The organism is Pedobacter soli (assembly GCF_900101435.1).
GTDB classification, from domain to species: Bacteria; Bacteroidota; Bacteroidia; order Sphingobacteriales; family Sphingobacteriaceae; genus Pedobacter; species Pedobacter soli.
The window spans coordinates 316,927-339,400 of record NZ_FMZH01000004.1; the positions used below are offsets into that span (position 1 = coordinate 316,927).

General features: G+C 42.1%; 18 protein-coding genes. 12 read left to right on the forward strand and 6 right to left on the reverse strand.

Going from position 1 to position 22,474, the window contains the following annotated elements:
* Nucleotides 1–34: 34 nt before the first annotated feature.
* Together BLR37_RS10875 and BLR37_RS10880 are read right to left on the reverse strand one after the other, a co-directional pair.
* Nucleotides 35–2,671 (reverse strand): TonB-dependent receptor, encoded by a 2,637-nt coding sequence (locus BLR37_RS10875; protein ID WP_090768417.1) that lies wholly within the window; start codon nt 2,669–2,671, stop codon nt 35–37.
* Between the two features lie 196 nt (nt 2,672–2,867).
* Nucleotides 2,868–3,557: a DUF4397 domain-containing protein gene (locus BLR37_RS10880; RefSeq protein ID WP_090768420.1), complete on the reverse strand. Its 690-nt coding sequence runs from the start codon at nt 3,555–3,557 to the stop codon at nt 2,868–2,870.
* Nucleotides 3,558–3,830: 273 nt separating this feature from the next.
* Here BLR37_RS10880 and katG point away from each other — a divergent pair, with 273 nt between their 5' ends.
* Complete coding sequence (gene katG, locus BLR37_RS10885) at nt 3,831–6,098, forward strand: catalase/peroxidase HPI (RefSeq protein WP_090768423.1); 2,268 nt, start codon at nt 3,831–3,833, stop codon at nt 6,096–6,098.
* A gap of 474 nt (nt 6,099–6,572) precedes the next feature.
* Here katG and BLR37_RS10890 read toward each other — a convergent pair whose 3' ends face one another.
* Nucleotides 6,573–7,523 (reverse strand): YeiH family protein, encoded by a 951-nt coding sequence (locus BLR37_RS10890; RefSeq protein WP_090768427.1) that lies wholly within the window; start codon nt 7,521–7,523, stop codon nt 6,573–6,575.
* 69 nt (nt 7,524–7,592) lie between these two features.
* On the reverse strand, nt 7,593–8,489 hold the full coding sequence (locus BLR37_RS10895; protein WP_090768430.1) for a LysR family transcriptional regulator: 897 nt from the start codon (nt 8,487–8,489) through the stop codon (nt 7,593–7,595).
* Nucleotides 8,490–8,678: 189 nt separating this feature from the next.
* Between BLR37_RS10895 and BLR37_RS10900 the strand changes: the two genes are divergently transcribed.
* The 4 genes from BLR37_RS10900 (at nt 8,679) to BLR37_RS10915 (ending at nt 12,044) form a co-directional block, all read left to right on the forward strand.
* Nucleotides 8,679–9,428: an AAA family ATPase gene (locus BLR37_RS10900; RefSeq protein WP_244154637.1), complete on the forward strand. Its 750-nt coding sequence runs from the start codon at nt 8,679–8,681 to the stop codon at nt 9,426–9,428.
* Nucleotides 9,429–9,435: 7 nt separating this feature from the next.
* Nucleotides 9,436–10,047 carry a hypothetical protein gene (locus BLR37_RS10905; RefSeq protein WP_090768435.1) on the forward strand — a complete coding sequence of 204 codons (612 nt, stop codon included), beginning with the start codon at nt 9,436–9,438 and terminating at the stop codon, nt 10,045–10,047.
* A 122-nt stretch (nt 10,048–10,169) separates the two neighbouring features.
* A complete protein-coding gene (locus tag BLR37_RS10910) occupies nt 10,170–11,258 on the forward strand; it encodes an acyltransferase family protein (protein ID WP_090768438.1) in 1,089 nt (362 codons plus the stop codon).
* Nucleotides 11,259–11,561: 303 nt separating this feature from the next.
* Nucleotides 11,562–12,044, forward strand: a complete 483-nt coding sequence (locus BLR37_RS10915) for a hypothetical protein (RefSeq protein ID WP_090768441.1) — start codon at nt 11,562–11,564, stop codon at nt 12,042–12,044.
* Between the two features lie 12 nt (nt 12,045–12,056).
* Here the strand turns inward: BLR37_RS10915 and BLR37_RS10920 are convergent, their stop codons facing one another.
* The gene (locus BLR37_RS10920) at nt 12,057–13,937 is read right to left on the reverse strand and encodes a gamma-glutamyltransferase family protein (protein ID WP_090768444.1); all 1,881 of its coding nucleotides are present in this window, start codon (nt 13,935–13,937) and stop codon (nt 12,057–12,059) included.
* Between the two features lie 236 nt (nt 13,938–14,173).
* Between BLR37_RS10920 and BLR37_RS10925 the strand changes: the two genes are divergently transcribed.
* From BLR37_RS10925 to BLR37_RS10955, 7 genes are read left to right on the forward strand one after another with little or no spacing between them, the layout of a single operon-like run.
* Nucleotides 14,174–14,551, forward strand: coding sequence for a transmembrane 220 family protein (locus tag BLR37_RS10925; protein WP_090768448.1), 378 nt, complete (start codon nt 14,174–14,176; stop codon nt 14,549–14,551).
* Nucleotides 14,552–14,569: 18 nt separating this feature from the next.
* Nucleotides 14,570–15,430: an EboA domain-containing protein gene (locus tag BLR37_RS10930; protein WP_143009562.1), complete on the forward strand. Its 861-nt coding sequence runs from the start codon at nt 14,570–14,572 to the stop codon at nt 15,428–15,430.
* A gap of 26 nt (nt 15,431–15,456) precedes the next feature.
* A complete protein-coding gene (locus BLR37_RS10935; RefSeq protein ID WP_090768454.1) occupies nt 15,457–16,443 on the forward strand; it encodes a TatD family hydrolase in 987 nt (328 codons plus the stop codon).
* Between the two features lie 5 nt (nt 16,444–16,448).
* The gene (eboC, locus tag BLR37_RS10940; protein WP_244154638.1) at nt 16,449–17,333 is read left to right on the forward strand and encodes a UbiA-like protein EboC; all 885 of its coding nucleotides are present in this window, start codon (nt 16,449–16,451) and stop codon (nt 17,331–17,333) included.
* 27 nt (nt 17,334–17,360) lie between these two features.
* Nucleotides 17,361–18,536, forward strand: coding sequence for a 3-dehydroquinate synthase (locus BLR37_RS10945; RefSeq protein ID WP_090768459.1), 1,176 nt, complete (start codon nt 17,361–17,363; stop codon nt 18,534–18,536).
* Nucleotides 18,533–19,744, forward strand: coding sequence for a metabolite traffic protein EboE (gene eboE / locus BLR37_RS10950; RefSeq protein ID WP_090768462.1), 1,212 nt, complete (start codon nt 18,533–18,535; stop codon nt 19,742–19,744). Before BLR37_RS10945 ends, eboE begins: the two co-directional genes overlap by 4 nt.
* Nucleotides 19,745–19,747: 3 nt before the next feature.
* Nucleotides 19,748–21,097, forward strand: coding sequence for an alkaline phosphatase family protein (locus BLR37_RS10955; RefSeq protein WP_090768465.1), 1,350 nt, complete (start codon nt 19,748–19,750; stop codon nt 21,095–21,097).
* A gap of 136 nt (nt 21,098–21,233) precedes the next feature.
* On the opposite strand, the gene BLR37_RS10960 is transcribed toward BLR37_RS10955, so the two are convergent.
* Nucleotides 21,234–22,472, reverse strand: a complete 1,239-nt coding sequence (locus BLR37_RS10960) for an alkaline phosphatase family protein (protein WP_090768468.1) — start codon at nt 22,470–22,472, stop codon at nt 21,234–21,236.
* Between the last annotated feature and the right edge of the window lie 2 nt (nt 22,473–22,474).

Sequence of the window (22,474 nt, forward strand, 5' to 3'; positions counted from 1 at the left end):
CAGCTTTAATCTTTCCTGTTGAATCTGTGATCAGTTAGCCGAATTTGCGTACCCGGTAAATCAGCGATAGCATAAAATAGCGACCTAGGCGGTTTACCTGCTTATCGACAATTACGTTATCAAATACATCTCTCGATATCCCCGAATTCTGATTAAAAAGGTCAAATCCTTCCACACGGATAGCAGCCATGTCGTTTTTCATAAATTTATATTCCATCGAGAGACGAAGCAGGGTAGGATTACGTACCGATCCGTTATCAAATCCGGTATTAATCTGCTTGCTGAAATCGTAGCCTAAGGTTAGGTCTTTAAAGAAGTAATTCCGGCCCTCTATACCATATTCAAAACGGTTCGACTGGCGGTTACTAAAAGTTGTGTTTGAATAGCTGGTTAGGTTTTGAGAATAAGAGGTTTCCAGTTCAAAATTCGTAATGTCTTTCAGATCAACCCTGAACTCCAGTTCTTGTCTCCACGAAATGTTTTTCGCCTCAATTCTGCTATCGTCGGTAAATGAAATATTGTTATTCAATTGTCCCGAACCTGAATAACCAATGGTAAATTTACGTTCAGCCGAAAGTGGTTTGCTGATATTGTAATCGCCTTGTATGGTGTAATAACCATCTGTGTTGGTATAGCTTGTTAACTGATTTACGGTACCGGGTACACGTGCTTTGGTGGTTACAATTTTATTGTCAGTTCTTTCGTATCTGAAATTTGCCAGAATCACTTTACCTGCATTCCAGTCTGCCTGTTTATAGTGGGCATTCACACTGTGTACAAATTCAGGCTTCAAATCGGGGTTTCCTGTAATGATGTTTTGCAGGTTGGAGTTATCAGAAATGGGTTGTAACTGCAAAAAGCCTGGCTGGTTGTTTCTGCCCCAGTAATTTACATCAATAGATTGCTGGTTAGAAAATTTATAAGAAAACCTGCCCGAAGGGATCAGATTAAAAGTACGGTTCTCGGTTTTAACATCACGGCTCAGGTTTTGTCCGGTTAAAACAGCAGGTTGCGCATTGATTCCCACCGTATAGTTCAGCTTTTCGCCTATGTAACGGTAATTCATACCTACTTTGTTGGTTACAAACTGGTAATCGTAAATGTTGCTGAGCTGTGGGTTAAAAACCTGGTTGCCTGCAGTTACATCGTAAGTTTCTTTGGCATTATTGGTCGAGGTGCGGTTCCAGCTGTAGTTTACCTCAATAAAGGTTTTATGCCATAGCGGCTCCATATACGATGCTCCAAAATTTAATCCGAAGTTGTTATTATCCTGATTATTCAATTGATTTTGGATCAACGAATCTGTTTTGCTGGTGTGGGTATTAATATATTGGTTGTAAGCATTTCTGTCGCTGCCACTGTTTGAATAGTTGATGTTACTCCAGCTGCTCAGGTTACGGCCTTTTTTAGCGAATTTGTGGTTGTAAAAAATATTCGCCTTGGCACTAAAGCTGTTCGAACTGTTTGCATTGGTCGATTCGCGGCGGGTAGATAAGGTATCCTGTGTAACCAGCGATCCTCCCGTACTGTTGCCAATACCGGTGTTGTAGTTAAAATTTGGCGAAATTTTCAAGTAGTTCATCGTGTCGATTTTATACTCGAGGTTGCCGCCCATCCAATGGCTGTAATTATCACTCTTGTTATTGTTTTGCGCATCTTCTAAACGACTGATGTTTTGCCCATCGCCTTGTAAAATATTCTGTGTATAAGTGCTGCTGATGGTATTGTTGCGGTCGTTATTGAAATTGTAGCCGGCATCAAGCGAAAGTTTCGGACTAAATTCGTTTTTGAAGTTTAAACCGGCAGCATTCCGGGTGGTAACCCCATCGCCGCCACCACCGCGCATATTGGCATTGGCCGATGTCGCATCAAACGAAAGTTGTCGTTCGCCTTTCATGCTGTTACCTCTAATACTGGTATTATAACGGTCCGCATTACCTACACCTGCCGAAGCACGGGCGAAATAGCCTTTCTTCTTATCTTCCTGGATAGTTAGGTTCAATATTTTCTCTGGTTCGCCGGTTTTAATGCCCGTCAGTTTAGCCTGGTCACCGTAATCATCAATAAACTGTAGGTTTTTAATAATATCGGCCGGCAGGTTTTTAATCGCTGTAGCCACATCCGTTCCAAAGAAATCTTTTCCGTTTACCCGTATTTTGGTTATAGGCGAGCCCTGACTGGTTACATTCCCGTCTTTATCTACTTTTACGCCGGGCAGTTTTTTCAGCACTTCGTCAACAGCATCGCCATCGCGCACCGGAAAGGCTTTGGCATTAAAACTTACGGTATCTTCGGTTACTTTTACAGGTGGAACACCCGAAATCACCACTGCATCCAGCGTATTGGACGAGGGCTTTAATTTAATGTTTTCAATCGTAAGGCTATTGCCTTTTTCAATCTGATATTGTTTGCTAAAGGTATCAAAACCAATAAAGGCCGCCGAAAGGGTAAACTGTTTCGATTTAATTTTGCCAATGGTAAAAGTTCCATCATTATTGGCCGAAACGCCAATGCTATCGGTTTTGGATTTAATTCTGACTACCGCGCCCGGAAGGGGGAGTCCGGCGGTATCGAGTACCGTTCCTTTAATTGAGTAATTCTGGGCATAGCTGTTGACGAAAAATCCCGCAAAGAGAATCAGCAGCCAGGCCGACTTCATATAAAGCTTCATAAATACATTTGTGTGCTATAAAGGTACGGCACAGGTATTTAAAAGCTGTGGCGCGTAATCAACATGTTACCGATTGTTCTGTAAAGGAAATGTGATAAAGCGAAGTGTAATGTACGGAGGTCGGGGATCGTCATTGCTTCGTCGTCCCTCCCCGCAATAATGATCAGCCTGGAGGAACGACAAAGCTTTAATTTTTTTATTTATTCGTAATCACAGTCATTTTAACATTGGCGCTGTTTTCGCTTCTGTCACCAGTTGCAATAATGGTATAAATTTTACCGTTTTCGATTTTTACTTTTTCAAGGCTATTGATCACCTGAGTGTTTCCATTTTCGCGTAAGTCGAAATTTACTTCGGTAGCTACCGCCATGTTTTCGAAATTGGTAGCGCTTTTATAAGCCAGGTTGCTGAATACAGGTTGTTTACCGCGTACGTTTAAATCTAATCCTTTTGTACCTGGGCTTAAGTTAACAAAACGGATTTTTCCGCTGTCTTTTAACGGTGCGTTGAGGTTGTCCTCTGCTAAAACCAGTGTGGGAGCATTTGTTGTGCCACATACAAACACCGAGTAATTACGGCCGGCTGTAAAGGTAAAATCTGTAGTGGCAAGTGCGGTAGTTGAACCCGCGTTGCTTACCTTAATGGTTAATTTTCCTTCAGGCACTTCGCTGTAATCGCTATGGAGCAGGGCATCCAGACTGGCTTTTTTAGTGCCGTTTACATAGAAATCGAGTTTGGGTGTGAGGTCGAGACCGTTGTTGAAGGATAAGGTTGCAGTTGTAGCCACTGGTTGATCGGTGTTGCTGTCTTTTTTGCAGGCGGTTAAGCCAATGCTGAGCAGGGTAACACTTAAGATGCACTTCAGATAATTCGCTTTTACTTTCATAATAGAGATAGGGATTTTGTTTCGGCATAGAAACGAGAGAGGGTAGCTTTTTGCTACAATGAAGGCTGATAGATGCGCAGCTGGGAAGCTTAATAGTTGATAATCTTATGCTTAATTTTTATATCGGTATACATAAAAAGCTGAAAATTAAGGTTCAATAGGGATAATAGATTTTAACTATTTACGCATAGAATTATGTGATTGTGATTATTGATGGGAATCCCTTAATTTTATATCAGTTCATAAATTTAAACTAACAAATTGAGATAAAAGATGGAAAAAGACCCGAACGATATCAGCAAATGCCCGTTCCATAACGGCAGCATGAAACACAATGTAGGCGGTGGTGGTACCCGTAACAATAACTGGTGGCCAAAACAATTGAAGCTTAATATTCTCCGTCAGAATTCGGCTTTATCAAATCCTTCAGACCCTGATTTTAATTATGCCGAAGCATTTAAAAGCTTAGACCTGGAAGCTGTAAAAAGTGATTTACATGCGCTAATGACCGATTCGCAGGATTGGTGGCCTGCAGATTTCGGGCATTATGGTGGTTTGTTTATCCGTATGGCTTGGCATAGTGCAGGTACTTACCGCGTAGGCGATGGCCGGGGCGGTGCAGGTGCCGGATTACAGCGTTTTGCACCTTTAAACAGCTGGCCTGATAATGTGAGTTTAGATAAAGCGCGCCGCTTACTGTGGCCTATCAAACAAAAGTATGGTCGCAAAGTTTCTTGGGCCGATTTAATGATCCTGGCCGGTAATATTGCTTTAGAATCGATGGGCTTTAAAACCTTTGGCTTTGCCGGAGGAAGAGAGGATGCCTGGGAGGCAGACGAATCAGTGTATTGGGGTTCGGAAACAACCTGGCTGGGTGGCGATTTACGCTACGCACATGGCTCTGACGGTGCCGATAAAGCACATGGCGTAGTGGTAACTGACGATGATGCTGATGGCGATGTGCATTCACGTAATCTCGAAAAACCACTTGCTGCAGTGCAAATGGGTCTAATTTATGTAAATCCTGAAGGGCCAGACGGTAATCCTGATCCTGTTTTAGCCGCTAAAGATATTCGCGATACTTTTGGTCGCATGGCCATGAACGATGAGGAAACTGTAGCGTTAATTGCCGGTGGACATACTTTTGGTAAAACCCATGGTGCTGCTTCTGCCGATAATGTAGGTAAGGAACCTGAAGCAGCTGACATTGCCAGTCAGGGTTTTGGCTGGAGCAATAGCTTTGGTTCTGGTAAAGGTGCCGATACCATCACCAGCGGACTGGAAGTAATCTGGACAACTACGCCAACGAAATGGAGCAATAATTTCTTCGAAAACCTTTTTGGTTACGATTGGGAGTTAACCAAAAGCCCGGCTGGTGCACATCAGTGGGTAGCTAAAAATGCCGAAGCGATTATTCCTGATGCTTACGATAATGCAAAGAAACATTTGCCAACCATGTTAACCACCGATCTTTCTTTAAGGTTTGATCCCGCTTACGAAAAAATATCGAGGGGTTTTCTGGAAAATCCAGATTCCTTTGCTGATGCTTTCGCACGGGCATGGTACAAGCTTACACACCGGGATATGGGACCGCGTGAGCGTTACCTAGGTGCTGATGTACCACAGGAAGAACTGCTTTGGCAAGATCCTATTCCGGCAGTAAATCATCCTTTGGTAAATGATATCGATGTTGCAACATTAAAAGCTAAAATTCTGGGATCAGGTTTAACTACATCAGAATTGGTTGGTACTGCCTGGGCTTCGGCAGCTACTTTCCGTGGATCGGATAAACGTGGTGGCGCCAATGGTGCCCGCATACGCTTAGCGCCACAAAAAGATTGGAAGGTGAATAATCCGACTCAGCTACAAAAAGTGTTGGGTGCGTTAGAAAATATTCAGCGGGATTTTAATGCAAGCCAAAGCGATAATAAGCAGATTTCGCTGGCCGATTTAATTGTATTGGCAGGTAATGCTGGAGTAGAGCGTGCGGCAAATAACGCAGTAACTATTTCATTTGCAGCAGGCCGTATGGACGCCTCACAAGAACAAACCGATGTAGAATCGTTTGGATATCTTGAGCCGGCAGCAGATGGTTTCCGTAATTACCGCAACCCAAGGGTTCCAGTTGCTACCGAAGAATTGCTGATCGATAAAGCACATTTGTTAACCTTAACTGCTCCTGAATTAACAGTGTTGGTTGGTGGTTTGCGTGTATTGGATATTAACTTCGATGGCTCTAAAAACGGTGTTTTTACTCAAAATCCGGGTCAGTTAAGCAACGATTTCTTTGTAAACCTGCTGGATATGAATACTGCCTGGAAAGCTGCTTCTGAAGACCGGGAACTGTACATTGGCAGCAGTCGCCAAAGCGGACAACCCAAATGGACGGCCACACGCGCCGACCTTGTATTTGGCTCCAATGCCGAATTAAGGGCTATTGCCGAGGTTTATGCCAGCGCAGACGGACAACAGAAATTTATAAAAGATTTCGTAGCCGCGTGGACCAAAGTGATGAATTTAGATCGTTTTGATCTGGCTTAAGCGTTTTTAATTAATCGTAAATACGTAAAGGATTGCTGCATGCGGCAATCCTTTACGTATTTGATTAGGTTCCCACTATGTTGTCATCCTGAGCCTGTCGAAGGACTTCGTTGAACAATTGAGCCTCATAAAATCAAAACTTAAATGCTCTTACCTGTCTTAGGTGGTGAAAAATAACTCAGGCATAAGCATTAAGATTCCCCCTTCGCAGGAATGACGATTCTGGAACAGGTAAAACTTAAATGCTCTTATGTGTCTTAGGTGGTAAAAAATAACACAGGCATAAGCATTAAGATTCCCGCTTTCGCGAGAATGACGATCCCGTAACAGGTAAAACTTAAATGCTCTTACATGTCTTAGGTGGTGCAAAATAACTTAGACAAAGCTTTAAGATTCCCGCTTTCGCGGGAATGACGATCCTGTAAAAGGTAAAACTTAAATGCCCTTACATGTCTTATGTGGTGAAAACACTCGTTAACCCAATAGATAAATCACCGCCAGCAACGCAGGTATCGAAATCATCACCCACAAAACCAATCCCTGCAAAATAGGTTTAAAACCAACTGTAGTAAATACATCTTTGGATAAACCAGAGCCAATCAGAAATAAGGTAAGCGTTAACCCAATCTTAGAAAGCTGTACAATCTGGCTGCCAATAATCTTTACAAAAGGAAAATAGGTATTCAGCACTATAGCCAGCACAAATAAGCCAATAAAATAGGGAATTTTAATTTGAGTGCCCTTATTCCTGAATAACACTGAGCTAAGCAAAGCAATCGGAATAATCCATAAGGCGCGGGTTAATTTAACTGTTGTGGCAATTTGCAAAGCCTGGGCACCGTACTTACTCGCCGCACCCACTACCGAGCTCGTATCTTGAATGGCAATAGCACTCCAAACCCCGAATTGTTGCTGCGAAAGCTGCAGGCTTTGCCCAATAAGCGGGAAAATGAATAATGCAACCGAATTAAGGATAAAAATGGTGCCCAAAGCCACGCTGATTTGTTTTTCTTCGGCCTTAATTACCGGCGATATAGCTGCAATAGCACTTCCACCACAAATAGCGGTTCCAACTGTGATCAGGAAAGCCGACTTGCGTTCTATCTTTAAAAGCCTGCCCAGTAAATAACCCAGCATGAGTGTGATTAATATCGAAAAAACAGTGAACATAAAGCCGCTTTTACCAGCCTGCAACGCCGATTGTACGTTCATGCCAAATCCGAGACCCACTACCGAAAATTGCAGCAGAATATGGGTAGCCTTATGGTTAAGGTGTAAAAACGGGTGACCGATTGATTGCGCGACCAAAATTCCCATCAAAAGTGCAACTACTGGAGAGATAAAGGGTAGCAGGCACAATAAAAGAAAAGCAAAGAAAATGATTTCCCTGACGGTGATCGATTTATTCAGTATTTTGTTATCCATGATTTTGTTGTTTTACGCCACAAAGATGGATAGCATGCTGAAGGTATAGAAATGAATAATTGCTATTTGTTATAACTTAAAGTTATAAGAGGAGAGATGTTTAATAAAAGTTTCCTGCAAGTCGAGGGTGTCGCCTTGTTGGGTAATGAAATAGAATACACGTGTAATATCAAGGCCTTTAATGTCGATAATCTTTAATTCGCCGCTTTTAAGTTCCTTTAGTATCGCGTGAATGGAAAGGAAAGCAAAAGCATTGGTGTTGAGCAGGTAGGCCTTTATACTTTCGGCACTCTCCAGTTCCAGATCCCTGTTAAGTTGAGAAAGGCTCAGACCTGCATTTTTTAATGCTGCGGCTACCACCTCCAATGAACCTGAACCTGGCTCGCGCAATACCAATGGCAGCTTTTGAAGTTCGTTTAAGCTAATCACAGCCTTTTTAGCCAGTGGATTAGTGCTACCGGTGCAGAGTACAATTTCATCCTGTACAAATGGCGTATATTTAATGTGAGGGCGTTTAGATTGCCCTTCAACCAATCCTAAATCAATTTTATTTTCAATCAGCAGGTTTTCTATTGCTTCGGTATTGTTCGATTTAAGTGATATAGTGATGTCTGGAAATTGCTGTCTGAAAGAGGCCAGGTACTTCGGTAGGAAATACTGTGCAATAGTTGTACTTGCACCTATGCGAAGTGTTCCTTTTATGTTTTTAGCCAATGCAGCAAGTTCAAAATCGATATTGCGGTGAATATTGATCAATGCTTCGGCGTGTTTTAAAAGAATATTACCGGCCTGCGTAATTTTAATTTTCGTTCCGTTCCGGTCAAAAAGTTTGGTTTTGTAAAAGGCCTCTATTTCCTGTATATGCTTGGTTACTGCGGGTTGTGTAATAAATAATTCTTCGGCAGCCCTGGTAAAGTTGAGCCGTTTGGCAACGATATAAAAAACCTTCAGTCTAAAATCAAACATCTCTCAAAAAATGGGGGTAAAGCTTTTGTAGCAGGCTAAAGTAACGAAATATGTCCTTTAATTGTGCATTTTAGATTGAATCAAGTCTGGATATGCTATAGCTATGTAAATACTTAAAGCATTCAATTACGCTTTACAATTAAATTCAGGCTTATTTTTATTTTTGTGGCTCAATAATACCTAAAAGGGATGATGAACATAACCGACCTGATTATAAGCGATAAAGAACAGATCAAACTGGATGATTTATTTTTAGACGAAGATAATCGACTCCTGCTTAACCAACTCATCAGGGAGCACAGTTACATTGAGCAACTGCGCCAGTACGAATTGCCGGTTAATAACAAAGTGATGTTGCACGGCAGCTCGGGTTGCGGTAAAACTACTACAGCTAAAGCCATTGCTGGTGCGCTAGGCAAAAACCTGTTGGTGCTCAATCTCAGTAATGTAATCAGTGCCCGCTTAGGTGAAACTGCCCAGCATGTTAAAATGGTTTTCGATAAAGCAAAAAGAGAGAAAGCAGTTCTTTTCTTAGATGAATTTGATCAGATAGGCAAGGCGAGGAGCGAGGGCGATAAAGATGTAGGCGAAATGCACCGCCTGGTGAATACCATGATCCAGATGATTGATTATTTTCCTGAAAATGCTTTGTTAATCTGTGCAACCAATTACGAATCGTTTATAGATCCAGCTTTGTTAAGGCGTTTTCAGCTTCGCTTAAGCTTTACCATGCCTACAACTGAGATACTCAATGCTTATTACGACAAGCTGCTTTCGCGTTTTCCAATAAATATTCAATCAATTGAGCGCAAATACAGTATTTCTTTTGCCGAAGCGAAAGATCATGCTTACCGCCTGGTGAAAGACGCACTAATTGGCGAATTTGAGTTGCAGGCGGCCTTAAATGTAAGAGAAGAAGCGCAGGTTTTGGCTAATTAAAAACGGCATGTTACAAAATCGTGTAAATCCCTTCGGCCAAATCATTAAAACTCCGCACCGGGGCACCTGGCTGGGTAACCGCGGGGTAATACACAATGCCGATAAAGAAATTGTGCGCCAGTTTAAGGTTAAGGCCTGGATTACCTGCGCACTTCAGTTTAGAGGCCGGCACCGCGAAATCATGCAGCCCAATCGCTGGACAGAGCTTTTCTTTTTAGATGAAGCCACTGCTTTTGCAGCCGGACACAGACCTTGCTTTCAGTGCCGTTATGCAGATCACCAGCGTTTTAAAATGTACTGGTTAAAAGGGAATCCCGGATATGGGTTTAACATGAAAACTGCTGTGACCGAAATTGACGATATTTTGCAGCGTGAGAGGATTGCAGCCGATAAAACCAAAGTTTCTTACAAAGAAAGCCTTGATCTACTACCTGATGGTGCTTTTGTTGCTTATCAAAACAAGCCTTACCTCGTTAAAGCTAGACAGTTGCATTTGTGGACAGCCGCAGGCTACGAAAAACCAATTCCTTTCCCTGTTTTAGATGAAGTACAGGTTTTAACGCCTAAATCGTTCGTCAATATGTTTGCAGCGGGCTATGCGCCGCAAATGTTGCTTTAGTTTTTTCGCTTAACCGGCAGGTTAGCTAAAAAATCTCATTCTTTCTATGTTTTGTCTCTATTTCCTTTCTTGCCCTTAAGTTCATTTCATAAAATATTATCATTGTGGTTCAACACAACACAATGAGCTTAAACACTACACCAAATGGCCTGTTAAAAACCAAACAGCATTTCGAAATTTTAGATGGCCTCCGAGGCCTTGCTGCGGTAGCCGTGGTTATTTTTCATTTCATGGAATTTGCTACGCCAGATTACAAAGACAACTTTATTGCGCATGCCTATCTTGCAGTCGATTTCTTTTTCTGTTTATCGGGCTTCGTTATTGCTTACGCTTACGATCATAAATTAGCCGATCTGGGCATTATTCCTTTCTTAAAACTCAGGTTTATCCGTTTGCATCCATTGGTAATTATAGGTTCAATAATAGGCGTGTTGGCCTTTATTTTCGATCCTTTTAGTAAGCTACAGGACGTTTATGGCTACGCACAAACTTTTATCCTATTCGTGTCGTCATGTTTCATGGTGCCTTATCCGTTGGTACAGGAGCGTTATTTCAATCTTTTTCACCTTAATCCACCAACCTGGTCGTTGTTTTGGGAGTACCTGGCCAATATCGTTTATGCACTTGTACTGATCAAACTACCCAATAAAGTATTATGGGTTTTAACCATCATTGCTGCGGTAATGCTGGGTTTCGAAGCACAAAAGGCAGGTTACCTGGGCGTAGGGTGGGGTGGCGATAATTTTTTTGGAGGCGGCATCAGGGTTTTATTTTCATTTCTGGCAGGGATTTTAGTCTACCGTTCAAAATGGATTATCAGGTCGAAACTGGGTTTTGTTTCAATGGGTATTTTACTTTTGGTTGTCTTTCTTATACCATTCTCTAAAGCCAATGCGATTATCGATCCGCTCCTGGTTGTATTTTATTTTCCGTTATTAGTAGCGCTGGGAGCAGGAGCTACGTTACAGCCCAAACTATCTAAAATCTGTAAGTTTTCTGGCGAAATTTCTTATCCGCTTTACGTAATCCATTATCCTTTCCTTTGGCTTTTTTTAAGTTATATCGAAGTGAAAAAACCTGATATGGCTACCATGCAAATATTGATACCAATCGGGACAATTGCCCTGGTTCTATTAGCTTACGGTGTGCTTGTTTTTATGGATCTTCCCCTTCGGAAGTACCTTAAAAAGATCATGTTTAAAAGCGTTTAACAGGTTAATTTTATAACATTTTTTATTTATATTTTTATTTAATTGATTTTTATAAAAATCTGAATATTAATAGAATAAAACTTTTATTCAGCGCAATTTACAATTATAGTAACGCTGATACATGGTGCTGATTTACCTTTTACGGGGCTTATATTGTTGAGCTAACAATATTAGTATTTGCCTGGCATAAAATAATATCAGATTACCTGAAAACGCAAAGCTTTCAAGCGGGAAAATTTACCGATATAATGCTATTATTTTTAGTATTTATTTTGTAGGTTTGTATATCCCTACAAATAAAGCATGATCGAATTAGACTATTTCTTTACGGAAAGTGATGAAAAATCAAGCCATTATCAGCTTATCCAGTTTTCGCAAAACGAACCCTGGCGACTGGTTCAGGATGGAGAACTTTTAGGCAGTTTAGAAAAATGGAATGGTAAATGGCAACAGTTAAGCGGTAGTCCGCTTTCCGATGCACTGCTTGAAGGTATTTGCAAGCTGATTGAATCGCAGCATTACCACGAGTTGCCAGTACAACTCCTGTCGCGCTGGGGTAATGTGATTGCCGAAGTGATTACCAAATCAGATGATGAATACCTGATCATTTGCAAGGAAAGGGTGAGCTTCAGGAGTTTTACAAGCATTTTTTCCAAGTTTGTTTCTACCATGCTCAAAGATGAGTGGCCTGTACGTTTTCAGCTTTTTAATGCCGATTTTAGCGAAGATTTCGAAATTATGGCTCAGCCGGTTAAAGCAAGCTATAATTTCGGCTGGAAAGACTAAAGGTGGCTTTCGTTACCAGCCGATGCCATAATCTTCGCCATGATTGCTCGAACCTCCCCAAAAGGTGCCATGCGCGCGATCAAAATAAATGGCATTGATCGGTCCGCTCGTGCGATCGCCAAAACTGAGGATATAGCCCATGTTCTTTAAGGCCGTACGCACTTCTTCTTTCGTATTGCTGTTCAGTAAAATCTGTCCTGCTTTTGGTGCTCTATCCGCTGTTTTGCTTCCTCCTAACGAAAGCCATAACTGGTTGGTGTTAAAATTAGCAGCTTCTGTTGCTTTTTGCACCGTCATGCCAAACTCGGCCATATTTAAAAAGAATTGTAGCAGGTTCTGATCTTGCGTATCACCACCTTGCACAGCCGCCGAAACATAGGGTTTGCCGTCTTTTAAAAATAACGATGGCGATAAGGTTACCCTTGGGCGTTTGCCTGGTGCCACCACATTAAAAGGATTCAGGGTAGAGTCGAGCACAAAACTCTGCATACGCTGACTCATGCCAATGCCGGTATTTCCTGCAATGCAGGCCGGCAGCCAGCCACCGCTTGGTGTTACCGAAACTACCCAGCCTTCTTTATCGGCGGCCTCAATAGAAGTTGTTCCTCTCCATAGGCGGTCTTCGTATACTGCTTTTGGCGTGTAATTCCCTAAATCATGTTTTGGTGCAAAGTTGCGTTTGGTGGTGTCGATTTCAAAACCACGGCTTTTTAACAGGTTGAGGTATGGATTTTTTTGTCCCTGAAAAGGATAGGGGTCGCCCGGGCCAATCTTAGCATCATTCTTTTCAAACTGGATTAGCGCTGCACGCTGTTTGGCGTAATTTTTACTTAACAGGCCTTTCATGGGCTCGCTTGGTGTCTGATTCGGGTCGCCATAATAAAAATCACGATCTGCAAAAGCCATGTTCATGGCCTGATAAACGGTATGGATATATTTTGGACTGTTGTAGCCCATTTCTTTCAGGTTAAAATTTTCGAGGATGTTTAAGGCCTGCAAAAGCATCGGTCCCTGTGTCCATTGCTGTAGTTTATATACCTCAATACCTTTGTAATTGGTGCTTAAAGGTGCTTCTTCAACAGGTTTCCATTTCGCCAGGTCTTCCATCGTAATTAAGCCGCCCTGTTCTTTGCTGCCTCTTACAAACTCACGGGCAATATCTCCTTTGTAAAAACGATCGTATGCGGCCATTAAAGCGTCTTTGCGATTTTTTCCTTTTTTTAGGGCTTCTTTCTCCGCTTCAACCATTTTGGTGAGCGTATTAAGCAAATCTTTTTGTACAAAGATCTCGCCCGCCTCCGGTGCCTCGCGCTTTTCGTCCGGGTGTGTTAAAAATACTTTTTTACTGTATGGCCAGGTTTTAATGCGTTCTTTATCGCGTTCGATACTGTTGGCAGCCTGTGCTTCGATGGCATAACCTGCTGCCATGTGCATGGCCGGTGCCAATACCTGCCCTAGGCTCATGGTTCCGTACTGGCTCAGCATATAAATTAATCCACCGGGTGTGCCAGGTGTAGTGGCTGCCAGCGGACCATATTCGGGTGGAAAATTATAGCCTTTACTTTTGAAAAATTCTACTGTAGCACCTGTTGGCGCTACGCCCATAGCATTTATGGCAATTACTTTGCCCGTTTTAGGGTTGTAAATCAGTGCTTGTGTTTCGCCTCCCCAGCTCAGGGTATCCCACATGGTGCAGGTAGCAGCCAGCATGGCACAGGCAGCATCTACCGCATTACCACCTTGCTGAAAAATCATCGATCCGGCTGTTGCCGCCATCGGTTTTCCGGTAATGGCCATCCAGTTACTGCCATATAACATTGGTTTTTGGGTTTGCTGGGCTATAGTGCGTACAGCTACCATGCCGCATAAAAGAAACAGAACAAGCTTTTTCATGAAACTAAGGTAAAAAAAGCCCTCTTTAAGCTTGCAAGATAATGTAAACATATTTGTTACAATAGGCAGTCAGCAGGCTGTATATCACAGTCCTAAGCAGTTCAATCTTGTACTAATGCTAAAAGAGACTATAATTTTACAAATCTAGGTTTAAAAAGCTGTGAGTTTAAATAACTTTGTCCTTTCGGTTGCATTAAAAAATCGATTTAACTAGATTTAATTTTTTTAAAATTCAAATGCTTTTAATAATTCTCAACAGTATTTTCTGTTTGTCTTTTATAGGTTTTGCCTATGTTAACCTTAACGATGTAGATCCTTACCTTTGGGTATCCATCTATATGAGCGCTGCAATTTGCTGTGGTTTAGCTGCTTTTGGTCTTTATTATCCACTGGTTTATTTGTTTCTGATGGCTTTTTACCTTGTTTATGCAACTATTTTATTCTTTGCAAAAGATGGTGTTCGCGATTGGATAATGAAATATAAAAGGCCCAGTTTGGTAGAAAGTATGCAGGCTACCAAACCTTATATCGAACAAACGAGAGAATTTTTTGGCTTATTGATTATTACAGGAGCCCTGCTGATTGATTATCTGGTAGCCGCGGGTACGATCTAGTTCTGATATATTTTTGTGATGATGAAAGAAAGTGATTTGGTAACGACTAATAAACTGTTACTTGATATTATAAAAACCAACCTGAAAGGCGAGGGATTAAGCTGGCTGGGGGCCTGGGAAACAACTCCTGATCAGATAAATAGCATTGGAAAGACCTTTGTAATGGCACCGCGCAAAACCGGTAAAGCCATTGTTCAGCTTTCTGATTCGCAGTTGGCAGCACTTAATGAAGCAGACCTGACTTACATTGCCCAATGGAGCATCGACAGGCTTTGCCGGGTTTGGTTATTGAGTAATTTACCAGCTACCGATCAGGACAAGTTATATAAGGCTATCAGTCAGTTATGCTTATCGGCAGAAATGAACGAAGCTGTGGCTTTGTATTCGGCACTTCCGTTTTTACCCTTTCCTGAAATCTGGGCCCTACGTTGTGCAGAAGGAATCAGGAGTAATATCGGGTCGGTATTGGAAGCCATTATGGAAAATAACCCATACCCGGCGCAGTACCTTGATGAAGCCGCCTGGAACCAGCTGGTATTAAAAGCGTTTTTTACCGAAAAAAGTATTAACGTCATTGTGGGGTTAGATGAACGTGCAAATTTAGCATTGGCACTAACTTTAACTGATTATGCTAAAGAACGTTGGGCTGCCGGACGTAAAGTAAATCCACAATTATGGCGCCTTGTTGGCAAGTTTACCAACAGCGAAATTTTTGAGGTATTGAAAACCGGTTTACAACATTACGATCAGGTAGAACAACGCGCTATTGCACTGGCAGTTGCAGGTTCAGATTATCAACCGGCAAAAGACTATATCAATACTTTCCCTGAGCTTAAAAACGTTTTAACAACAAACAGTTTAAGCTGGGACCAATTTTAACCAAACCAAGAAAAATATAACTAAATATGTGTTGCAGTAATTCAATTGAAAGAGATAAAGCGATGATGGGAGCGCCTGAAGCGTTTGATATTAGTGTGGTAAGTGGCATGAAATTCTTTGATCCACATGTTCACATGACTTCGAGAACTACCGACGATTACCAGGCCATGGCCGATGCAGGTGTAGTAGCCTTGATAGAACCAGCTTTTTGGCTGGGTCAACCCCGTACCGGCTTAGACAGTTTTAGAGATTACTATAGCAGTTTAATTGGCTGGGAAAGATTCCGTTCATCGCAATTTGGGATAAAACATTACTGTACCATTGGTTTAAACTCAAGGGAAGCCAATAACGAAAGCCTGGCCGAACAGGTGATGGAGATTTTACCTTTGTTTATTTATAAAGAAGGGGTAGTAGGGATTGGCGAAATCGGCTTCGACGACCAAACCGCTGCCGAAGAAAAATATTACCGCGCACAACTAGAGCTGGCTAAAGAAGCAGGACTTCCGGTGCAAATTCATACACCGCACCGCGATAAGAAAAAAGGTACGCAGCGCAGTATGGATATTGCCATAGAGCATGGCCTCGATCCTTACAGTGTTATTGTTGATCACAACAATGAAGAAACGGTAAAAGAGGTTTTAGACAGAGGCTTTTTTGCCGCCTTTACCATTTATCCTTTTACCAAAATGGGTAACGAGCGGATGGTAGAAATTGTAAAACAATACGGTCCTGAACGTATTATGGTTAATTCTGCAGCCGACTGGGGCATTAGCGACCCATTGGCCGTGCCCAAAACAGCAGCCTTAATGAAAATACATGGTTTAAGCAACGAGGCGATTGAACTGGTAACTTACCGTAATGCCATTACTGCATTTGCGCAAAGCGGACAAATTGATGAAGCTGATTTTAACACTCCACAAAATATCGATCAATCGGTAAAGTTTGAAGGTAACACCATTTTACGTGGTGGCCAACAGCCGCGTGCCGATAAATCGTCAATGATTATTAGTTAATTACCTTGAAGAAAATAATTGTTTACCTGCGCATCATGCGCCCCGCTAACGTGGTTACTTCGGTAGCCGATATTTTAGCGGGAATTGCTATTTCTGGTATTTTAACTGCGGGTTTTGCGATTCCGTGGTTATCTGTTTTTTATTTGTGCGTATCTACCGCCTGCCTGTATGCGGGAGGTATTGTTTTTAACGATGTTTTTGATGCTGAGCTTGATAAAATAGAACGTCCGGAGCGTGCCATCCCAAATGGTATCATTAGCTTGCAAAACGCAGCACTTTTAGGTAGCTTGTTATTACTGGCTGCAATTGGCCTGGCATTTTTAAACAGTACAGCATCAGGCACACTGGCCATTTTGGTGGCCATATTTGCGCTGCTTTACAATAAATTTGGCAAACACCATTCGTTTTTTGGTCCTTTAAACATGGGCCTATGCCGCGGTTTTAACCTCTTACTGGGCTTAAGCATTGTGCCCGAAATGTTGTACAGCCATTATTATCTGGCTGTTATTCCGGTAATTTATATTTTCTCTATCACCATGACCAGCCGTGGCGAAGTACATGGTGGTACAGCTAAAAATTTATACCTGGCCGCTTTACTTTACGGCATTGTTATTTGCGCCATTGCTTATTTTGCTTTTATTAACGACAGATTATTATGGTCGCTGTTGTTTCTACTGCCCTTTACCTTTATGATTTTTAAACCATTGTTAAAAGCCATTAAGCAACCTGTGGGTAAAAACATTGGCGCAGCTGTTAAAGCCGGGGTAATATCGTTAATTTTGATGGATGCAGCCTGGGCAGTAACTTTTGATGCACTGATCCTTGCTTTTGTGATTGCGGCTTTGTTGCCCGTTTCTATGGGGCTCTCTAAACTTTTCGCCGTAACCTGATCCGATTTAAACTGAAATCCAATTATTATGGAACATTTACAACAATCATTTACTGTACAGTACAATTATAATGTTTTCTTTACCTCAGCACTTTTTGCTGTTGATAACACCCTTTTTAGCGATTTTCTGCGTCAGCTTAACCCTGCTGTAACCATAAAAAAGATTCTTTTTATAATTGATGAAGGGGTAGCAGAAGCGCATACCGGTTTAACTTCTGAAATAAAGAAATACTTTAGTCAATACAGTCAAACGCAATTGGTTCAGGACATTATTGTAATTCCTGGTGGCGAATTGGTGAAGAATGATACCCAATATCTTGACCGCGTTTTGGAGGCCATTAATACCCATGGTATCGACAGGCATTCTTTCGTGGCGGCTATTGGCGGTGGTGCCGTGCTTGATATGGTAGGCTATGCTGCTACCATTGCGCACAGGGGCATTAAACACATCCGTATACCCAGTACTGTGCTTTCGCAAAATGATTCGGGTGTAGGTGTAAAAAACGGAATCAACTATTTCAATAAGAAAAACTTTCTGGGCACATTTTCGCCCCCTGTTGCGGTGTTTAACGATGAGTTGTTGTTGAACAGCCTGTCTGACCGCGATTGGCGTTCTGGTATTGCGGAGGCGATTAAAGTGGCATTGATTAAAGATCTGGAGTTTTTTGAGTGGCTGGAGACTAATGCTACTGCACTGGCCAACCGCGACAGGGAAGCCATGAATTACCAGATCTGGAAATGTGCGAAGTTACACCTGGAGCACATCCGCAGTGCCGATCCTTTTGAAAACGGATCTGCACGTCCGCTTGATTTTGGCCATTGGAGCGCACATAAACTCGAGTATTTAACCAATTTCGAAATCAGACATGGCGAAGCCGTGGCCATGGGCATTGCTTTAGATACGGTTTATTCGAACCTATCCGGAAGAATTAGTGCTGCAGATGCCCAAAGGGTTATCGCTGTAATCCAGGCATTGGGCTTTGAATTAACGCATCCTTTACTTCAGGTAAATGGAGCTAATAGTCCTATTTTACAGGGGCTAGAAGAATTTAGAGAACATCTTGGTGGTCAGTTAACAATCACGCTGCTTACTGCTTTGGGTAAAGGCGAAGAAGTTCACGAGATAGATGCCAGCATATTAAAACAGGCTGCTGAATTGCTCCAGAATCAAGCGGCTCAACATTCAACTACTACCGTACTATGAAATTAAATTCAGGTCATTTAACCTTTTGTACCAATATATATGCCGGCGAAAGCTGGTCAGCACATTTTGCCGTACTTAAAGATAGTTTTCCGAAATTAAAGACAGCTTTATCGCCCAACGAAGCTATGGGAATTGGTTTACGCCTTTCTAATCTGGCCAGTATCGAATTGTTTGAAGCAGCGCATTTAACTGAATTTAAGCAATGGCTGGATGCCGAAGGGGGCTATGTTTTTACGATGAATGGCTTTCCTTACGGAGGCTTTCACCATTCCCGGGTTAAAGATCAGGTACATGCACCCGACTGGACCACAACAGAACGTTTGGATTATACCATCCGCCTGGCTGAAATATTAGCACAGCTGGTGCCGGATCATATGGATGCTGGTATTTCTACCTCGCCATTAAGCTATAAACCCTGGTTTGAAGATGCTGCTGATAGAAAAGCAGCCACCGTTAAAGCAACGACTCATGTTTTGGCTGTAGCCGAAGCACTGCATAAAATATACCTGAACAGCGGTAAACTCATTCACCTCGATATTGAACCCGAGCCAGATGGCTTTCTCGAATCAGGACCTGAATTTATTGACTGGTATGAAAATGAACTTCTACCTTTAGGAAAAACTACCTGGGCAGCAGATTTAGGTTTTACTGCCGAAAAGGCCGAAGAAATTATCAAAACACATATTAACCTGTGTTACGATGTTTGCCATTTTGCGATCGGTTACGAACCACATGCTGCCATTGTGCAAGAGCTGCAAGAGAAAGGCATTAAGGTGGGTAAAATCCAGATCAGCGCAGCTTTAAAGGCTAAATTACCGGAAACCAGAGCCGATAGAAAGGCGGTATTGGATGCACTTGCCGGGTTTGACGAGCCGGTTTACCTGCATCAGGTTATTGCACAGCAGAAAGATGGCGCTTTAATTCGCTATCCTGATCTTTCGAACGCATTGGCTGATGCCGAAAGGCCAGATGTACAGGAATGGCGCGCACATTTCCATGTGCCGATCTTTGTGGAGGATATGGGCCTGATCCAATCTACCCAGTCGGATATTCGAACGGTATTGGAACTACAAAAAAACAATCCTTTTACCAATCACCTCGAAGTTGAGACCTATACCTGGGAAGTGCTGCCAGCTCAATTGAAAGCACCACTAAACGAATCCATCATCCGCGAACTGGATTGGGTAAAAAATACATTAGCACAGTAAATCATGCATAAAACAGTTGTAATTGATATTGTAGGCTTATCTAAGTCGGTTATAGGCGCAAATACACCTTTCCTCCAAAAATATATTGCCGAAAAGCACTTAACAACCGTTGCGCCTTTGCTGCCTGCGGTTACTACTGCGGCACAATCGGCTTATTTAACCGGAAAATATCCTTCGGAGAATGGTATTGTTGGTAATGGCTGGTATGATCATGCAGAATGCGAAGTAAAGTTCTGGAAACAATCGAACAAGCTGGTACAGGGCGACAAGATTTGGGATAAAGCCAAACAGCAAGACCCCAATTTTACTTGTGCAAACATGTTCTGGTGGTACAATATGTATTCGACTGTTGATTATTCGGTAACTCCACGTCCCAATTACCTGGCCGATGGACGTAAGCTACCCGATTGTTATTCGCAACCAGCCGAGCTTAGAGATGACTTACAAACTAAACTGGGCCAGTTCCCACTATTTCAGTTCTGGGGACCGGGAGCCAACATTAAATCGACCAGATGGATTGCTGATGCAGCTATTGAAACTGAAAAGCTCCATAACCCAACACTGAGCCTGATTTATCTGCCGCACCTCGATTATTGCTTACAGAAATTTGGTCCCGATGAAACAAAAATTGGAGCTGAATTACAGGAAATAGATCAGGTAGTTGCAGATTTGGTTGCGTTTTACGAAGGCAGAGGCGCGCGTGTAATTTTACTTTCCGAATATGGTATCGCGCCGGTTAACAATCCGATTCATCTTAATCGTTTGTTCAGGGAAAATGGCCTGATCCAAATCCGCGAAGAGCGTGGTTTAGAATTGCTTGATGCAGGTGCTTCAAAAGCGTTTGTGGTAGCTGATCACCAGATTGCACATGTTTACATTAACGATAAATCGGTTACCGAAAAAGTAAAAACCTTGCTTAAAACCGTTCCGGGCATCGAACTCACATTGGATAAAAACGAACAGGAGGCACACCACATTAACCACGAACGTTCTGGCGATTTGGTATTGATGGCTGATGAAAATAGCTGGTTTACCTATTATTTCTGGTTAGATGATGCCAAAGCTCCCGATTATGCCAGGGTAGTAGATATCCATAAAAAACCAGGTTACGATCCGGTTGAAATGTTTATGACCTCTAAGCTAAGGGCCGGATATAAATTGCTGCGAAAAAAAGCAGGCTTCAGGTATGTGATGGATGTAATTCCGCTGGATGCCACTTTAATTAAAGGCTCGCACGGAAGGATTAACACCAAAGAAGAATTTAAGCCAATATTGGTAACTGCTAATAAAATAGATAAAGCTTTAACGCCGGTAGATGTTTATCAGGTGATTTGGGATAGTTTGACTTTGTAGGGAGTTATTAGTAGCAAGTAGTATTGGGTATCGAGTAGCAAGTAGCAAGTAGTAAGTATCGAGTAGTAAGTATCGAGTAGCAAGTATTGACGATCGGCTAGACTGTCTTGATACTTGATACTCGATGCTTTTTTTCTTAGTTAACACTAACCCACTTGTTCAGGCTATTATCAGCACCTTCTACAATAATTTTATAAAAGGTAGCCGGGTAATCTTTTAAATCGGCAAAATAGTGCTGTTGGTTCAGATCTACAGTTGCCAGCAAATGGTAATTGTCTTTTCCGCCGGTTTTGAAATCGTTAGTGGTAGCAAGCCAGATTTTTACTTTACCATTTTTTTCGAGTGCTTTCCAGGTAATATCGAGGTGTTTCTGTATAGGGTTGACTTTGAGGTTAGCTAAAGACACTGGCCCAATAAACGGTGTGCCATCAATTTCCTGCGAAACACTTTCAGGAAGTTTCACTTTTAAATAACGGGCTATAGATGGCATAATGTCTACAACGCCCAAATCGAAGTACTGCGCATATGTATTCAGGTTTTTATAATTGCTTACCATCCAGGTAGCTCTTTGCCTGTCTGATTGCCCGCCGTGACCGCGGCCTGTTTTTTCATCTCGACCATGATCGGTAGTAATGATAATCAACCAATCTTCTTTAAATTTCTGTTCGCGATATTGGATAGCATCCCAGATTTTTCCTACCTGTACATCAAGCATGGCAATGGCATTATAAAATTCTGGACTGTCGCCATAGCGGTGTCCCATATCGTCTGTGTATTCGAGGTAAATCCACGATAGGTCTGGGGCATTGTTTTGCAGAGTATTGGCAGCCTTTTTAATCACTTCTTCATCAATCTGATGCATGTAAGCCGATTTTTTGTCGTGCTTAAAGTGTACGGTATCCAGTTCGTAACCATCAAAAGCATAATCGGGTTTAAAGTTACCGGTTCCAGCCAGTCCATCGCCCAGTAGTTTGGTCCGGTTATCCGTCCAGCTCGAAAAAATAGCTGTTTTTTTCTCAGGATATTGATCTTTAAACAATTTAAAGATATGCTGGTAATTGTAATTAGGCGCTTTAATGTCGTTATCCGGAACGTTGTGCTTATTAACCCAGGTACCGGTAAGTAAACTGTTGTAACCTACGGCCGAGATGGTTGGTGTTTCGTTATAGGTGCCTTTATCGCCACCCACATGCATGCGTGAGTAAGAACCCGCCGTGATGATTTTCTTAAAATTAGGCAGGTTTTCACGTTCCATCACATCTGCAGGTATGCCATCTGCGATAATGTAAACCACTTTTTGCTGGCGTTGTTGTGCCTGCAAAATAGCCGGTAAACCTATACAGGTAGTCAAAATAGCAATTTTTAATAGCTTCATTT

Excerpts from the sequence above, each read along its gene's own strand:
- BLR37_RS10875 (WP_090768417.1), bottom strand. The coding sequence starts at position 2,671 with ATGAAGCTTTATATGAAGTCGGCCTGGCTGCTGATTCTCTTTGCGGGA.
- BLR37_RS10880 (WP_090768420.1), bottom strand. The coding sequence starts at position 3,557 with ATGAAAGTAAAAGCGAATTATCTGAAGTGCATCTTAAGTGTTACCCTG.
- katG (WP_090768423.1), top strand. The coding sequence starts at position 3,831 with ATGGAAAAAGACCCGAACGATATCAGCAAATGCCCGTTCCATAACGGC.
- BLR37_RS10890 (WP_090768427.1), bottom strand. The coding sequence starts at position 7,523 with ATGGATAACAAAATACTGAATAAATCGATCACCGTCAGGGAAATCATT.
- BLR37_RS10895 (WP_090768430.1), bottom strand. The coding sequence starts at position 8,489 with ATGTTTGATTTTAGACTGAAGGTTTTTTATATCGTTGCCAAACGGCTC.
- BLR37_RS10900 (WP_244154637.1), top strand. The coding sequence starts at position 8,679 with ATGATGAACATAACCGACCTGATTATAAGCGATAAAGAACAGATCAAA.
- BLR37_RS10905 (WP_090768435.1), top strand. The coding sequence starts at position 9,436 with ATGTTACAAAATCGTGTAAATCCCTTCGGCCAAATCATTAAAACTCCG.
- BLR37_RS10910 (WP_090768438.1), top strand. The coding sequence starts at position 10,170 with ATGAGCTTAAACACTACACCAAATGGCCTGTTAAAAACCAAACAGCAT.
- BLR37_RS10915 (WP_090768441.1), top strand. The coding sequence starts at position 11,562 with ATGATCGAATTAGACTATTTCTTTACGGAAAGTGATGAAAAATCAAGC.
- BLR37_RS10920 (WP_090768444.1), bottom strand. The coding sequence starts at position 13,937 with ATGAAAAAGCTTGTTCTGTTTCTTTTATGCGGCATGGTAGCTGTACGC.
- BLR37_RS10925 (WP_090768448.1), top strand. The coding sequence starts at position 14,174 with ATGCTTTTAATAATTCTCAACAGTATTTTCTGTTTGTCTTTTATAGGT.
- BLR37_RS10930 (WP_143009562.1), top strand. The coding sequence starts at position 14,570 with ATGATGAAAGAAAGTGATTTGGTAACGACTAATAAACTGTTACTTGAT.
- BLR37_RS10935 (WP_090768454.1), top strand. The coding sequence starts at position 15,457 with ATGTGTTGCAGTAATTCAATTGAAAGAGATAAAGCGATGATGGGAGCG.
- BLR37_RS10945 (WP_090768459.1), top strand. The coding sequence starts at position 17,361 with ATGGAACATTTACAACAATCATTTACTGTACAGTACAATTATAATGTT.
- eboE (WP_090768462.1), top strand. The coding sequence starts at position 18,533 with ATGAAATTAAATTCAGGTCATTTAACCTTTTGTACCAATATATATGCC.
- BLR37_RS10955 (WP_090768465.1), top strand. The coding sequence starts at position 19,748 with ATGCATAAAACAGTTGTAATTGATATTGTAGGCTTATCTAAGTCGGTT.
- BLR37_RS10960 (WP_090768468.1), bottom strand. The coding sequence starts at position 22,472 with ATGAAGCTATTAAAAATTGCTATTTTGACTACCTGTATAGGTTTACCG.